The organism is Bradyrhizobium sp. 187 (genome assembly GCF_023101005.1).
GTDB lineage: Bacteria > Pseudomonadota > Alphaproteobacteria > Rhizobiales > Xanthobacteraceae > Bradyrhizobium > Bradyrhizobium canariense_D.
This window is the reverse complement of sequence record NZ_CP064693.1, coordinates 4,763,891-4,776,531: the sequence shown is the minus strand read 5'-3', so window position 1 is coordinate 4,776,531 and position 12,641 is coordinate 4,763,891. Positions and strand designations below refer to the sequence as shown.

Below are 12,641 nucleotides of genomic sequence, written 5' to 3'. Positions count from 1 at the left end.
CATCTCCCCAAACCCTGTATCGAGCGTGCGGTGGGGAGACGCCGGAGTCAACCGGCCGTCTTCCTCGTCGCGCGCCCATAGAGAAGACATAGCAGTGCCAGCAGCACTGCGGCTGAGAGCCCGAGCGACCAGTGGATGCCGATCGCCGCACCGAACAGTCCGACCGTGATGCCGCTGAACGCCCGCATCCCAAGCCCCGCCATGTTGTAGAGGCCGACGACGCGACCGCGAATGTCGGACGGCGCGTTCAACTGCACCAGCGCCTGCGCCATGGTATTGAACGACAGCTCGAAGAAGCCTGCAAAGAACAACAGCACGATCGCGACCGGATAGATCCGCACCGAGGCGAAGCCGAGCAGCGCCACGCTCCACAGCATGGCGAGCATGATCGCGGTGCGCGGCGTGCCCTTGAGCCGCCCCCAGGATTCCAGCGCGATGCCGGCGAGCAGTGCGCCGGCGGCATCGGCCGCGAGCAGCACGCTGTAGGAGATTCCGGGATCGCCGTGGCCGAGATCGCCGGCAAAGCCCGGCATCTGGGCGTGATAGGCATTGCCGATCATGAAGGAGGTGAGGCCGGCGAGCCATGTCATCGCCGTCAGCACCGGCTGCGTGCCGATGGCGCGGATGGTCAGCATGATGTCGGCAAGGCCGCGCACGGCGAAGCGCCGCACGGCGACACTCTTGTCCCGCACCGGCGCCCAGAACAGCCACAGCAGCATCGGCAGATAGAACAGCGTGTTGAAGATAATGCCATGCGAGGTGCCGAGCGTCAGCATGATAATGCCGCCGACGGCAGGTCCGACCAAAATGCCGAGATAGCGCGCCATCGCATTCAGCCGCACCGCGCTCGGAAGATCGGCCGGACCGACGAGATCATAGAGCAGCAGCTGGTTCGGCGTCTGCCACAACACGCCGGCGCAGCCATGGATCACCAGCAGCAGCATGGCGTGCCACATCTCGATGGCGTCGGTGATGAAGAAGAAACCCCATCCAGCCGAGGCCACGATGAACAGCAGCATGCCGCATTGAATGATGCGGCGCGGATCGACCCGGTCCGCCAGCCCGCCAACCGCGACCGAGAACAGCAGGAACGGCAACCAGTGCGACAGCACGGCAAAACCCGCCAGCGCCGGCGAATGGAATTTCTGGAACACCACCCAATAGCTGATCACATGCTCGATATTGTCGGCCATCATCGCCAGCACGTAAGCGATGAACTGGAGCCGGTAGGGCACCGACCTCATCGCTGCGAACGAGCCGGACGCGACGACGGGATTTTGAGGGAGGGGGTTCAAGCGGGCACCTGGGGTGGGACTTTGGCGCCGTGCCTACACGTTCGCCGTCGAGCGCTCAAGGCACTTGGGTGTGTGGAGACCAGGGTCCCGTAGCCCGGATGACGAAGCGATATCCGGGAATGCTGGCCCCGCATGTCGCTTCGCTCATGCGGGTTACGAGACCGCGGCTTGGCACCAGCGCGCATCTCACATACGCTTCGCTTCAGCCCGCACCAATCAATCATAACAGACGGGCAGCGAGGACACGCCATGGACCAGATCCGCGTCTGCACCCACGCAGGGCCGGGCAGCGAACCCGTCATTCGCACCGTGCCGTGGCCGAAGGTCGGCAAGAGGGCCGCGCTGATCAAGGTCGGCGCGTGCGGCGTCTGCGGCACGGACCTGCACATTCTGAAGGGGCATTGGCCGAAGCCGCTGCCGTGGCCGTTCACGCTCGGCCATGAGCTCGGCGGAATCATCGTCGAATGCGGCGACGAATTCACCGAGGACTTCATGAGCAAGCCGCTCAAGGTCGGATCAAAAGTGATGATCCCGCCGCTGATGCCCTGCGGCCGCTGCTATTACTGCATCCATTATCCCCAAGTCGCCAACAAGTGCCTGACGCCGGTCTATTACGGCCGCTATCTCGGCTTCGACAAAGCGCCTCACATGTGGGGCGGCTGGGCCGAATATGTCTATGTCGATCTCGACATGCTGCCGGGCACCAAGATCTACAAATTGCCTGACGACATGTCGCTGCGGCTGGGTGCGCTGTCGGAGCCGCTGACGTCCTGCATCCGCGCCTTCAACCGCGCCAGCCGCGCCGGCGGTTTCACCTGGGGCGACACGGTGGTGATCCAGGGCTCGGGTCCAATCGGCATTCTCGCGGTCGCCGCCGCGCAGGAGATGGGAGCAGGGCGCGTGATCTGCGTCGGTGCGCCGGAGGAGCCGCGGCTCAAGCTCGCGCGTGAGTTCGGCGCCGAGGCGACAGTGAACATCGAGGAACTGAAGTCACCGCAGGACCGCATCGCCCGCGTGCGCGACATCGTCGGCGGCTTCGGCGCCGATCTGGTGATGGATTGCTCGGGTCACCCCTCCGCCGGCCCCGAAGGCATCGAGATGCTGCGCGACGGCGGCACCTATGTCGAGATGGGCCAGTTCACCGACGCCGGCTCGATCGACACGTCCTGGCACCGCATCTGCACCAAGGACCTCAATGTGCTGGGATCCTGGGGCTTTACCGCCAATGATCTGCCGCTCGGCGTCGACATGCTCTACCGCACCCGTGACAAATATCCCTGGCTGAAGATGCAGACGATCTATCCGTTCACGGAAGACGGCGTCGCGCAGGCGGTCAGGGATGCCATGGCGATGAAGACGGTGAAGTCGACGATCGTGCCGTGGCCGGAGCTGGTGGAATAACCGATGTCGTCCATCCCCGGAGATTTCGCAGCGTTTCTGATCGAAGCCAAGCGGCGGACCTATGCGGGCCTCGACGACGACGCCACCGTGGCCGCTCCGCTGCTCAGAGGCTCAAAGCAGCTCGAGCATCGCGCGGCGCCCTATGCCTATCGCGATATCTATTTCGGGATGGGGTTCTTCGTCGGGCAGGAGACCGTGTCTCGGGATGACCGCGTCATTTGGTCGATGAGCTACAGCGGTGGCGTCCGCGCGGAGATCACGGATCGAGACACCTTCCTCGCGATCTACAAATTCCTGCGCCAGGCGTTGCTGGACGTCAGCATCGAGTATCCGTTTCGGGGCCCGCATCTGTTCGAGCACGCAGGTATGATTTATCGGAACGAGGTCGAGGGCGCGCTCGATCGCTTCCACGGTGTCGAGACGATTGCGCGGCAGGATGGCGTGCCGCTCTATGCGGTCCGTTACAGTGGCGGTATGTTGCGATAGAGTTTCGCGAGCCCTGTAGCCCGGATGGAGCGCAACGTAATCCGGGATTCTCGCCTGTGGCTCCCCGTATTCCGCTACGCTCCATACGGGCTACGGGCCGGCGTTGGTATGAAGGACGAGATGACAAACGAACAAACGACCGAACCAGGCCAGCGCACCCGCTCGCCCTTCCGCGCCATCCGTGCGATCGACTACACCGTCATTTTCGTGCGCGACATGGCGGCGATGCGGCGCTTCTATGAAGACGTCCTCGCATTTCCGCTGCTGCGGGAGCTGTCGCCGAACTGGATCGAGTACGGCTTGGGCCCCAACACGCTGGCTCTCGCAAGGCCGGGCCGAACCGCGACTGACGCGCCGACGCCGGCGGGCAGTGCCGCGCTGCAACTGGCCTTCAAGGTATCCGCGGCCGAAGTCGATGCGTGTGCCGACGAACTCGCACGCCACGGCGTGGCGCTGCTGTCACCGCCGACGAACCAGTCGTTCGGGCATCGGACGCTGTTCTTCCGCGACCCCGACGGTAATCTTTTGGAGATCTATGCGGAGATCTGAACCGGGCAGCGGCGGGCCCGTACACGAAAAGTTCCATCGAAAATCCGCGAGTTATTCACGCCGGGGTGAAACTTAGGCCCAGGTTACGGCTTTGAGTTCACGGGAGAGTTCATCGTGAAGCAGATCCTGAAGCCCCTGACCTACATCGCGGCCGCCATCTACTTCCTGGTGGATGCGGTCTTCATGGCCGTGGCGAGGCCAATCTCGCGCTGGATCGGGCGCCATCTCCAATTGAAGCGATTGCGGGGCTGGATCAGATCGCTGTCGCCTTATTGCTCGCTCGCCTTGTTTTCGGTACCCGTCATTATCCTGGAGCCGGTCAAGCCCGTGGCAGCCTATCTCGCGGCGACCGGTCAGATCGTGAGCGGGGCCGTGACGTTCATCATCGGCGAGCTGCTCAAGCTCGTGCTGGTCGAGCGCCTGTTCCATCTCACCCGTGACAAGCTGATGCGGATTCCGGCTTTTGCCTGGGCGTACGGCAAGTACTCCGAGGTGAAGGCGTGGCTGCAGGCAACCGACGCCTGGCGCGCCATCCGCGCACTGAGCCGCGCGGCCAGGGACACTCTTGTGCGGGCAAGAGCTAGACTGGTCGGCGGCTTCAGCAGCCTGGTGACCTCCAGGGATTAGGGCTGCGCCGGGCGAGTTGCCCTCTATGCGAACTTGCGCGCGGCTGCGGTCGCCTTGTCGCCCGTGTTCGGCGTGCCGGTCGGCTCGATCAACATGAGATGAACCTCCTCGCGCGCCACCGGGCGATGTTCGACACCTTTCGGCACCACGTAGAGTTCGCCCGGACCGAGCGTCACCGTCCGGTCCCGCAACTCGATATCCAGTCTGCCTTTCAGGACGAGAAAGAAATCGTCGGTGTCGTCATGCTTGTGCCAGGTGAATTCTCCCTTCACTTTCACCACCATCACGTCGCAATCGTTGAAGGTCGTGATCGTGCGTGGGGACCAGAAATCCCCAAATGTCGCGAGCTTGTCGGCAAGCGAGATTCCGTCGGCCATGTGTTCTCCCGTTCTTCCGTGCGGCACAATTTAGGTCGAGCGATGCCAGCAGCTATTTGACATATCCCGACGATATGGCCCGCGCCCATTTCGGGTGGTCGTTGGCGAGGGCACGGGACGATGCGGCGTCCCAATCGTATTCGAGGGCCAAGAGTTCGGCCTGCCAGCCCCTTTGTCGCTTCGTGAGGATTGCATATCGCGCGTGCGGCGAGCGGTATTCCAGGTTTGCGGCAACGGGAATGTCTGCGAAGACCGGGCAACCAACGCTCCCTGGATTGAGAACCAGACAGTCATGAGGTCCGTGAACGACGGCCTGGCGGTGGCTATGACCACACAGCACCACGCGCGCCGTCGGCTCACTCGCGAGGCGCATTGCCAGCACGTCGCGGCGTGCCGGTACGAAGCGGCCGTCGTCGAGCGTTTCTTCCAGCAGGCATGTCGTATCGTTGTCGGGCGTGCCGTGGCAGGCCAGGATCCCATCGTCCAGCCGTATTTGGGAAGGCAGGCTGTGGAGTGCGAGACGTTGCTCCGCAGTCAATGCGTTGCGCGCAAACAGACCTGCCGACGAGAGCTTGTCGTCCGGAAACTCCTCAATCCAGCGATCATGGTTTCCGCGTACGGTCGGCAGCGACAGCGCCTCGAGCGCTTCGAAAGTCTCTTTCGGCCACAACGGGCTGGTGACGCAATCGCCAAGGTTGACCGTACGATCGACGCCACGCGCCTTGATGTCGGCCAGCACCGCCTCGAGCGCGGCAAGGTTGCCGTGGATATCGGAAATGACTGCCAATCGCATCGTCGTGCTCCCTAGTCCAATCGGCCTGAGCTTAGCCCTGTTGTGCGTCTCCGGCAGCTCCAACCGCGCATAATTTAAGCGAGGTGGCCGTGAAAATCCGCAGCCTCGCCCCAAAATCCCGCTATATGCAGTAAAATGCCCCGAAAATGCTGGATGTAGCGGGTCGAGCTGGCCAGTAAGCTTATTCTCGGCATCACCAAAGCCATGCGTCATAGGCATGGTGATTTGCCCGCACTTGGCGTAAAGAGCGTCCAAATCAGATCACCACGCGTGCGGCTGGACCATTTGCCGCCTACGCAGCTTCAGGTCGCGCGGCTCGACGTTCCGCGCCTGGACCAACCAAGGTTTATCCCGTGTCTTTTCCGACCATGAGTGCGCCGCTCGCCCGAGCTTTGGCCGAGCGCAATTACGACCGTCCGACCCCCGTTCAGCTCGCCGTACTCACGGACGAGGCCGCTGACCGCGATCTCTTGGTTTCGGCACAGACCGGCTCCGGCAAGACCCTGGCCTATGGGCTGGCCATGGCCAAGGACCTGTTGGGCGACGCCGAGCGGTTCGAGCGGGCGGGTGCACCGCTTGCCCTGATCGTGGCGCCGACCCGCGAGCTTGCCTTGCAGGTCCATCGCGAGCTGGCCTGGCTGTACGAGCATGCGAGCGGGCGCGTCGTTTCCTGCGTCGGCGGCATGGACCCCAGGCGCGAGCAGCGCGAGCTTGCGGCCGGCGCTCATATCGTCGTCGGCACGCCCGGCCGGTTGTGCGATCATTTGCGCCGCGGCCGCCTCGACATCTCGGAATTGAAGGTAGTCGTGCTCGACGAGGCTGACGAGATGCTCAATCTCGGCTTTCGCGAGGACATGGAGTTCATCCTCAAGACCACGCCGGACACGCGCCGCACCCTGATGTTCTCGGCGACGTTCCCGCGCGGCATCGTCGCGCTGGCCAAGCAGTATCAACAGCGGGCGTTCCGGATCGAGGTCGCCGGCGACGAAGGCGGTCACGCCGATATCGAGTACCGCGCGATCCGGATCGCGCCCGGTGATGCCGAGCACGCCGTCGTCAACGTGTTGCGCTTCTACGAGGCGCCGAGCGCGCTGGTATTCTGCAGCACGCGCGACGGCGTCCGGCACTTGCAGGCGGCACTGCTGGAGCGCGGCTTCTCCGTGGTCGCTTTGTCAGGCGAATTGACGCAGAACGAGCGAACCACGGCGCTGCAGTCGCTGCGCGACGGACGCTCGCGCGTCTGCGTGGCGACCGACGTCGCCGCCCGGGGCATCGATCTGCCGAGCCTCGATCTCGTCATTCATGCCGACCTGCCCAACGACGCCGAGGTCATGCAGCATCGCTCCGGCCGCACCGGCCGCGCGGGCCGCAAGGGGACGAGCGTCATGCTGGTGCCGCCCGTGCGGCGGCGGCGTGCGGAAATGCTGCTGAACGTCTCGGGCATCGACGCGGTCTGGGGGACGGCGCCGCAGCCGGATGAGATCCGCAAGCTCGATCACGAGCGCATGAAGGACGTGCTGTTCACGGAGGAGACCACCGCCGACGATCTGGCGCAGGCGCAGGCGCTCTTGGCCGAGCGGTCGGCCGAGGAGATCGCCGCGTCACTTGCACGGCTCTATCGCGCGCGGCTGCCGTCGCCCGAAGACATCATGGAGCCCGTCGAGCGAGCTGGCCGGCCGCGCGAGGATCGCGGCCGCAACGATACGCGCGCGCCGCGCGACGATGTCCGCGCTTCGCGCGGCGATGATCGGACCGAAAGGGCTCGACCAAAAGCGGGAAAATCGTCGTCGAAACATGGCATGGCGGATGGCAGCGTCTGGTTCCGGGCCAACATCGGACGAAAAAAGAACGCGGAAGCGCGCTGGCTGTTGCCGATGATCTGCCGTCGTGGCGGCATCGACAAGAACGACATCGGCGCGATCAAGATCATGGACACCACGACCGAGTTCGAAATTTCCGAGCGGGTCGCGGAATCCTTCGCCGTGAAGATCAAGCGTCCGGACAAGGAAGACAATATCCGTCTCGAGCCGATGGCGGATGCGCCGCAACGGCAGGCGGCATCGGAAGAGCGGCCCCACGCGCCGCGGCGCGAGAGCGGCGACAACGATCATCGTGAACGCCAGGGCGAACGCGCGCGCGAGCCGAACGGGTTTAAACCGCAAGGCAAACCTCACGGCAAGCCACACGGTAAACCGCACGAAAAGCCGTACGCCGAACGCACACCGAAATTCGACGATGCTCCTTCCTTCGCAAAGAAGAAAAAGCACAAGAACAAGCCGGGCCACGCTGAGCCCTCGGTCACGTCGTGGTCTGAGAAGGGCGCCGCCGGGAAGAAGCCGAAGACTAAAAAGAAGCATCGCGCCTGACTGGCGCTGCCCAGCGCGGACGGCAATGATGCCGCCGGATTGCGCCGGCGGCATCGTCTCAGAAATCAGGTGTGAGCAGCGAGATCGCGCAGCATGTAGGTTGCGCTGTCGCCGTAGGTCGCGAGCTTTACCCGCAGCTCCGCATCCGCCGTGACCGGCCGAAAGCCGAGACGCTCCCACAGCGGCCGCGTGGCGTAGACCGACACCAATGCGAGCGTCGCGATTCCTGACGCGCGCGCGAGCTGTTCGGTCGCAACGACATAGTCGCGCGCGACGCCGCCGCGAAAGTCGGGCAGCACCGCGATGTCATGCAAATAGAGGCAATCCGCATCGCCGGGCAATTGCTCGAGGAAGCCGTCGAGCGGCGGAATCCGGTGCTGCATCCAGGGATGCGCCAGACCGTAGCCGACGATCCCGTCGTCCGCGACGATCACGCGGCAGCCATAGGGATAGAGCCGCATCTTTTCCGCAAGCACCTCGGGGCGTTCAGGCAGATCGGGATGGATTTGCGCTGCGATCTTGCTGATCGCGGGCAGATCGGAGGCGCGGGCGGGACGCCAATGCGGCTTGCTCATGTCGATCCGTCGTCCATCTCCATCATCCCAGTTTATTCCGATGCGACGAGGCTTGCAGCGAAAAATATCTTTGCCGCGATCTCAGGAATACGACGGCTCGCGCGGCGTCCTACCCATGCAAGCCCATTGCCTGACAGGAGAGACCATGACGTCATCCATCCGCCTCGCGCTCACGCTCGCAATATCGCTGGCGCTGCTTCCCGCTGCCTTCGCGGCACCGCCGACCAAGACCGGCAAGACCGACAAAGGGAACGTGCTTACCGACGCCAAGGGCATGTCGCTCTATACTTTCGACAAGGATGCTGACAGCAAGTCGGCCTGCAATGGTCCGTGTGCGACCAACTGGCCGGTGCTGAAGGCCGAGGCGAGCGATGCCGCCGCCGACGGCTACACCGTCATCACGCGCGACGATGGCTCGAAGCAGTGGGCCTACAAGGGCAAGCCGCTCTACACCTTTGCCAAGGACACCAAGCCCGGCGACGTCACCGGCGACGGCTTTCTGAACGGCGCCTGGCATCTGGCGATGCCGTGAGCGCGGTGCACTGCTAGCGCAGCCCCTCATAGACCATCAGCCCGCGTGCGATCTGCAGCTTGCGGATCGCGCGCGGCAGCAGTTTTTCCGGCTGGTGCAGATAGCGCCAGGAGGTGAGGGCGAACGGGCCCAGCGCGCCGCATTCGTCGTCGAACGGCGCGAGCACGCCCGTCACGCTCACCGGTGTATGCGGGCGGGCGTTGAACGGCAGCAGCAGCAGCTCGAGATACGCCTTGCTGCCGTCCTCGCGCGCGGCGGTGACGCCGGCGATTGCCCCGAGGCTCTCATCGGCGACGATGGTCGTGATCTCCTCGATCTCGCGGCGGCTAGCCTCGTTGAACAGCGCCGCAAAGCTCGCATCCTTGAGGTCGCGCCCTGCGAGGGCGCAGACGCGCGTGCCGGCGACGCGGAACGGAAAGCCGAGATGGGGCTCGCAGGACAGCACGAAGATGTCACCGAGCAGGCCGCGCACGGCGGCCGGATCGATATCGGCCCGGTCAGGGGCCCGCGCGGTGCCCCGCTTGGTGTCCCAATATGCGAAGAACTCGCGGCTCGACGGATGTTTCATGGCTGAACGCTTACCCCGGGGCGCAATCTCGCGGGACAAACCTGTCCCGCTTCAGTGCAGCCGCGATCCCTGTGTTGTTGTGCAGGAGGGGCTTTGCAGCGTCCATGCCGCAGCGGCATTTTCGGTGCTCCTGGCGCTGCCTTTGCGTCGTTAACGTTAAATTAACTATGCGCTTTCCGTGCACCGCCCCGCTGCTATGGTGATCGCGGTCGCAAGCCTCGCCGCTTTTCTCCAGGTTCTCGGCGAGGCCTGTACACAGGCGTCAAACAGTTTGGTCACCGGCCGCGGGGAGGGGTGGGGATACTCCCGTCTCTCTGGGTACCGGAAGTCCGACACGGATAGGCAGGGCTTTCCCAGGGCCCTGCCTTTTCCTTTTGTGCACTTGCGCAGCGCGGGCAAAGGCGACTATCTCCAAGGCCTGTCGTGAAGCCTGTCGCTCCGATCGCGCCTGAAAGCGAAGCCGCCCTTGGAATTCCCGCCAAATTCTCCGCCGCAAGATCCTTCGTCGCAAGATGCTTCGCTGGGGGTGCCGGCCGTCGTTGAGGAGGCTCCGCGCGAGCCGATCCTGACGCTGCCGTTCGCGCTGACCGCCTATATCCTCCTGCTCGCGGTGATCCATCTGCGGGTGCTGCTGCCGCCGGAGCTCGAGAACTGGACCATCGACGTCTTCGGCTTCATCCCCAAGCGCTACGATTCCTCGCTGCTCAATCTGGAGATCCCCGGCGGAGCCGGCGCCAAGGTCTGGACCTTCGTCACCTATTCGCTTCTGCATGCCAATCTCACCCATCTCGGCTTCAACGTGCTGTGGCTGTTGCCGTTCGGCAGCGCGCTGGCGCGGCGCTTTGGCGCCATCAGGTTCTTCCTGTTCCTCGCGGTGACGGCGGCGGCCGGCGCGCTCGCCCATCTCGTCACCCATGAGCACGCGGTGGCGCCGATGATCGGCGCCTCGGCCTCGGTGTCCGGCGCGATGGCGGCGGCGATCCGCTTCGCCTTCGTTCGCGGCAGCTTCCTGTCGTTCAGCCGATCGGATGCCGATACCGCCGCAAGAGTTCCGGCGCTGCCGCTGTCGCGCGCGTTGCGCGACGGGCGGGTGCTCGGTTTTCTTGCGGTGTGGTTCGGCGTCAACATCGTCTTCGGCGTCGGCGCGATTGGCGTCGACAGCGAGACCACGAGCGTCGCCTGGCAGGCGCATATCGGCGGCTTCCTTGCCGGCCTGTTGCTGTTCGCGCTGTTCGATCCGGTGCCGCGCGTGCGAAGTGATGCTGCGGATGCGTCATCACGGGACATTTCAGACCGCATTTGAAGCGGCGCTTGCGGCGCCGCCCGAATTCATCCATCATTCCCGAGAAGAATGTTCCGAAGCGACAGGCCGCTAGCGGCGATGCTTCGCAAAGCGCCTGAACGTGAAACCGGCGCTGAAACTGTTAGTTGAAGACTCGAAGAACAAGTCCGGACCGCGAACAGCGGACGGTTGCGATTCAGGGAGGCGACAATGACGGTACGTTCGATTCTCAACACCAAGGGCCACCAGATCATGAGCGTCGAGCCCGACGCCAAGCTGGCTGCCGCGGTCAAACTGCTCGCCGACAAGAAGATCGGCGCGGTGCTGGTGATGAACCAGAGCCGGCTGGAAGGCATCCTGTCGGAACGCGACATCGTCCGGGTGATCGGCGAGCGCGGCGCCGGCGCGCTGGAGGAGCCGGTCTCGCAGGTCATGACCCGCAAGGTGGTCACCTGCAAGGAGACCGACACGGTCGCCGAACTCATGGAGATGATGACCACCGGCAAGTTCCGCCATCTGCCCGTGGTCGACAACGGCAAGGTGGTCGGCCTGATCTCGATCGGCGACATCGTCAAGCGTCGGGTGCAGGAATACGAGGCCGAGCAGGAAGCTCTGCGCGACTACATCAAGACTGCCTGATCAGTAGACCGCCTGATCAGGCCTGCTGGTCGGCTTTGGGCGCGGCGCCCTCGGGCGCGGGCGCCAGTTCGTGGATTGCCTCCTGGATGGACTCCAGCGCACGCTCGGCTGCGCGGGTGCCCAGCGCGATGAGGTCTTCGGAGCGGTGGAAATCGAACCAGCCGAATTGGCCGATCCGCGGTGTGATCAGCATGTCGGGCGGATCGCCGGCGAGGCGGGCCCGGGTGATACGGTCCTGCATGATGTTGAAAGCGTCGACCATCACCGAGGAGAGGCCGGGCCGGGCGCTGCCGCCGCCGAAGAACTCGCGCTTCACCGTCTTCTCAGGCGAGAAGAATCTCGGGAAGCGCCGCTTTGACGCCGGCTCTTCGGTCGCGGGGATCACCGGTTCAGGCATCGCGCCGTGCGAATAGACCGTCGTCGAATAGGTGAAGATGTCGCTGGAAAGATTTGCGGCGATGACGATTTCCGCGCCGAGCGCGCGGGCGGCCGAGACCGGCACCGGGTTCACCAATGCGCCGTCGACCAGCCAGCGATCGCCGATCAGGACCGGAGAGAAGATGCCGGGCAGCGCGTAGGAGGCGCGCATCGCGTCGACTACGCGGCCGCGCGTCAGCCAGATCTCGTGGCCGGTGCGGACCTCGGTCGCGACGGCGGCGAACTTGACTGGGAGATCCTCGATCTGGCTCTGGCCGCAGGCAGCCTCGAGCCGGGTCGCCAGCTTCTCGCCGCCGATCAGGCCGGAGCCGTTGAGGCGGATGTCGAGATAGCCGAGGATGTTGCGCATGCCTTGCAGGCTGCGGCCCCATTCTTCCAGCGTATCGAGCCGGCCGGCCGCATAGAGGCCGCCGACCACTGCGCCGATCGAGGTGCCGACCACGACGTCAGGCACGATTCCGTTGGCGAGCAGGGTCCTGATAATGCCGATATGAGCGAAGCCGCGCGCCGCGCCGCCGCCGAGGGCAAGGCCGATGACCGGCCGGCGGATGCTGCCCAAGCCGACTTTCTCGCCGACCTTATCGCTGTTCGAACCCCGACCCTTCAATATGTCCAGCACCGAAACTCTCCTACGCCGGGACCCGCCATAGACTAGGCACCGCACTCGCGCTCCGCCAGAACCGGGCCGAAGCATGGTTTATGCCGGTTTGGGA

General features: G+C 64.4%; 14 protein-coding genes. 8 read left to right on the top strand and 6 right to left on the bottom strand.

The window, feature by feature from the left end:
* Positions 1-47: 47 nt before the first annotated feature.
* On the bottom strand, positions 48-1,295 hold the full coding sequence (locus IVB19_RS23080; RefSeq protein WP_245288415.1) for an MFS transporter: 1,248 nt from the start codon (positions 1,293-1,295) through the stop codon (positions 48-50).
* Positions 1,296-1,544: 249 nt separating this feature from the next.
* Here IVB19_RS23080 and IVB19_RS23075 point away from each other — a divergent pair, with 249 nt between their 5' ends.
* The 4 genes from IVB19_RS23075 to IVB19_RS23060 all read left to right on the top strand — a co-directional run bounded on the left by IVB19_RS23075 (position 1,545) and on the right by IVB19_RS23060 (position 4,358).
* On the top strand, positions 1,545-2,696 hold the full coding sequence (locus IVB19_RS23075) for a zinc-binding dehydrogenase (protein ID WP_247377289.1): 1,152 nt from the start codon (positions 1,545-1,547) through the stop codon (positions 2,694-2,696).
* Between the two features lie 3 nt (positions 2,697-2,699).
* Positions 2,700-3,182 carry a DUF5680 domain-containing protein gene (locus IVB19_RS23070; protein ID WP_018455350.1) on the top strand — a complete coding sequence of 161 codons (483 nt, stop codon included), beginning with the start codon at positions 2,700-2,702 and terminating at the stop codon, positions 3,180-3,182.
* Between the two features lie 120 nt (positions 3,183-3,302).
* Entirely contained in the window at positions 3,303-3,731 is a 429-nt protein-coding gene (locus IVB19_RS23065) for a VOC family protein (protein WP_247377291.1), read from the top strand.
* Positions 3,732-3,845: 114 nt separating this feature from the next.
* Positions 3,846-4,358, top strand: coding sequence for a hypothetical protein (locus IVB19_RS23060; protein ID WP_018455352.1), 513 nt, complete (start codon positions 3,846-3,848; stop codon positions 4,356-4,358).
* Positions 4,359-4,381: 23 nt separating this feature from the next.
* Here IVB19_RS23060 and IVB19_RS23055 read toward each other — a convergent pair whose 3' ends face one another.
* A complete protein-coding gene (locus IVB19_RS23055) occupies positions 4,382-4,735 on the bottom strand; it encodes a cupin domain-containing protein (RefSeq protein WP_018455353.1) in 354 nt (117 codons plus the stop codon).
* A 52-nt stretch (positions 4,736-4,787) separates the two neighbouring features.
* On the bottom strand, positions 4,788-5,528 hold the full coding sequence (locus IVB19_RS23050; RefSeq protein WP_007602584.1) for a metallophosphoesterase family protein: 741 nt from the start codon (positions 5,526-5,528) through the stop codon (positions 4,788-4,790).
* 368 nt (positions 5,529-5,896) lie between these two features.
* Between IVB19_RS23050 and IVB19_RS23045 the strand changes: the two genes are divergently transcribed.
* Positions 5,897-7,894, top strand: a complete 1,998-nt coding sequence (locus tag IVB19_RS23045; protein WP_247361974.1) for a DEAD/DEAH box helicase — start codon at positions 5,897-5,899, stop codon at positions 7,892-7,894.
* A 65-nt stretch (positions 7,895-7,959) separates the two neighbouring features.
* Here IVB19_RS23045 and IVB19_RS23040 read toward each other — a convergent pair whose 3' ends face one another.
* Complete coding sequence (locus IVB19_RS23040; RefSeq protein ID WP_247335658.1) at positions 7,960-8,469, bottom strand: GNAT family N-acetyltransferase; 510 nt, start codon at positions 8,467-8,469, stop codon at positions 7,960-7,962.
* A gap of 145 nt (positions 8,470-8,614) precedes the next feature.
* On the opposite strand from IVB19_RS23040, the gene IVB19_RS23035 reads away from it, so the two are divergent.
* On the top strand, positions 8,615-9,001 hold the full coding sequence (locus tag IVB19_RS23035; protein WP_204511591.1) for a COG4315 family predicted lipoprotein: 387 nt from the start codon (positions 8,615-8,617) through the stop codon (positions 8,999-9,001).
* A 13-nt stretch (positions 9,002-9,014) separates the two neighbouring features.
* Here the strand turns inward: IVB19_RS23035 and IVB19_RS23030 are convergent, their stop codons facing one another.
* Positions 9,015-9,569, bottom strand: coding sequence for a PAS domain-containing protein (locus IVB19_RS23030; RefSeq protein WP_085361735.1), 555 nt, complete (start codon positions 9,567-9,569; stop codon positions 9,015-9,017).
* A 526-nt stretch (positions 9,570-10,095) separates the two neighbouring features.
* Between IVB19_RS23030 and IVB19_RS23025 the strand changes: the two genes are divergently transcribed.
* Both IVB19_RS23025 and IVB19_RS23020 read left to right on the top strand, forming a co-directional pair.
* Positions 10,096-10,872: a rhomboid family intramembrane serine protease gene (locus IVB19_RS23025; RefSeq protein ID WP_018455359.1), complete on the top strand. Its 777-nt coding sequence runs from the start codon at positions 10,096-10,098 to the stop codon at positions 10,870-10,872.
* Positions 10,873-11,061: 189 nt separating this feature from the next.
* The gene (locus tag IVB19_RS23020) at positions 11,062-11,490 is read left to right on the top strand and encodes a CBS domain-containing protein (RefSeq protein ID WP_085351136.1); all 429 of its coding nucleotides are present in this window, start codon (positions 11,062-11,064) and stop codon (positions 11,488-11,490) included.
* A 16-nt stretch (positions 11,491-11,506) separates the two neighbouring features.
* Here the strand turns inward: IVB19_RS23020 and IVB19_RS23015 are convergent, their stop codons facing one another.
* On the bottom strand, positions 11,507-12,547 hold the full coding sequence (locus IVB19_RS23015) for a patatin-like phospholipase family protein (RefSeq protein WP_085361736.1): 1,041 nt from the start codon (positions 12,545-12,547) through the stop codon (positions 11,507-11,509).
* Positions 12,548-12,641: the final 94 nt, after the last annotated feature.

Coding starts and splice junctions, on each gene's coding strand:
- IVB19_RS23030 (WP_085361735.1), bottom strand. CDS start 9,569: ATGAAACATCCGTCGAGCCGCGAGTTCTTCGCATATTGGGACACCAAG.
- IVB19_RS23050 (WP_007602584.1), bottom strand. CDS start 5,528: ATGCGATTGGCAGTCATTTCCGATATCCACGGCAACCTTGCCGCGCTC.
- IVB19_RS23070 (WP_018455350.1), top strand. CDS start 2,700: ATGTCGTCCATCCCCGGAGATTTCGCAGCGTTTCTGATCGAAGCCAAG.
- IVB19_RS23075 (WP_247377289.1), top strand. CDS start 1,545: ATGGACCAGATCCGCGTCTGCACCCACGCAGGGCCGGGCAGCGAACCC.
- IVB19_RS23040 (WP_247335658.1), bottom strand. CDS start 8,469: ATGAGCAAGCCGCATTGGCGTCCCGCCCGCGCCTCCGATCTGCCCGCG.
- IVB19_RS23065 (WP_247377291.1), top strand. CDS start 3,303: ATGACAAACGAACAAACGACCGAACCAGGCCAGCGCACCCGCTCGCCC.
- IVB19_RS23020 (WP_085351136.1), top strand. CDS start 11,062: ATGACGGTACGTTCGATTCTCAACACCAAGGGCCACCAGATCATGAGC.
- IVB19_RS23045 (WP_247361974.1), top strand. CDS start 5,897: ATGAGTGCGCCGCTCGCCCGAGCTTTGGCCGAGCGCAATTACGACCGT.
- IVB19_RS23055 (WP_018455353.1), bottom strand. CDS start 4,735: ATGGCCGACGGAATCTCGCTTGCCGACAAGCTCGCGACATTTGGGGAT.
- IVB19_RS23035 (WP_204511591.1), top strand. CDS start 8,615: ATGACGTCATCCATCCGCCTCGCGCTCACGCTCGCAATATCGCTGGCG.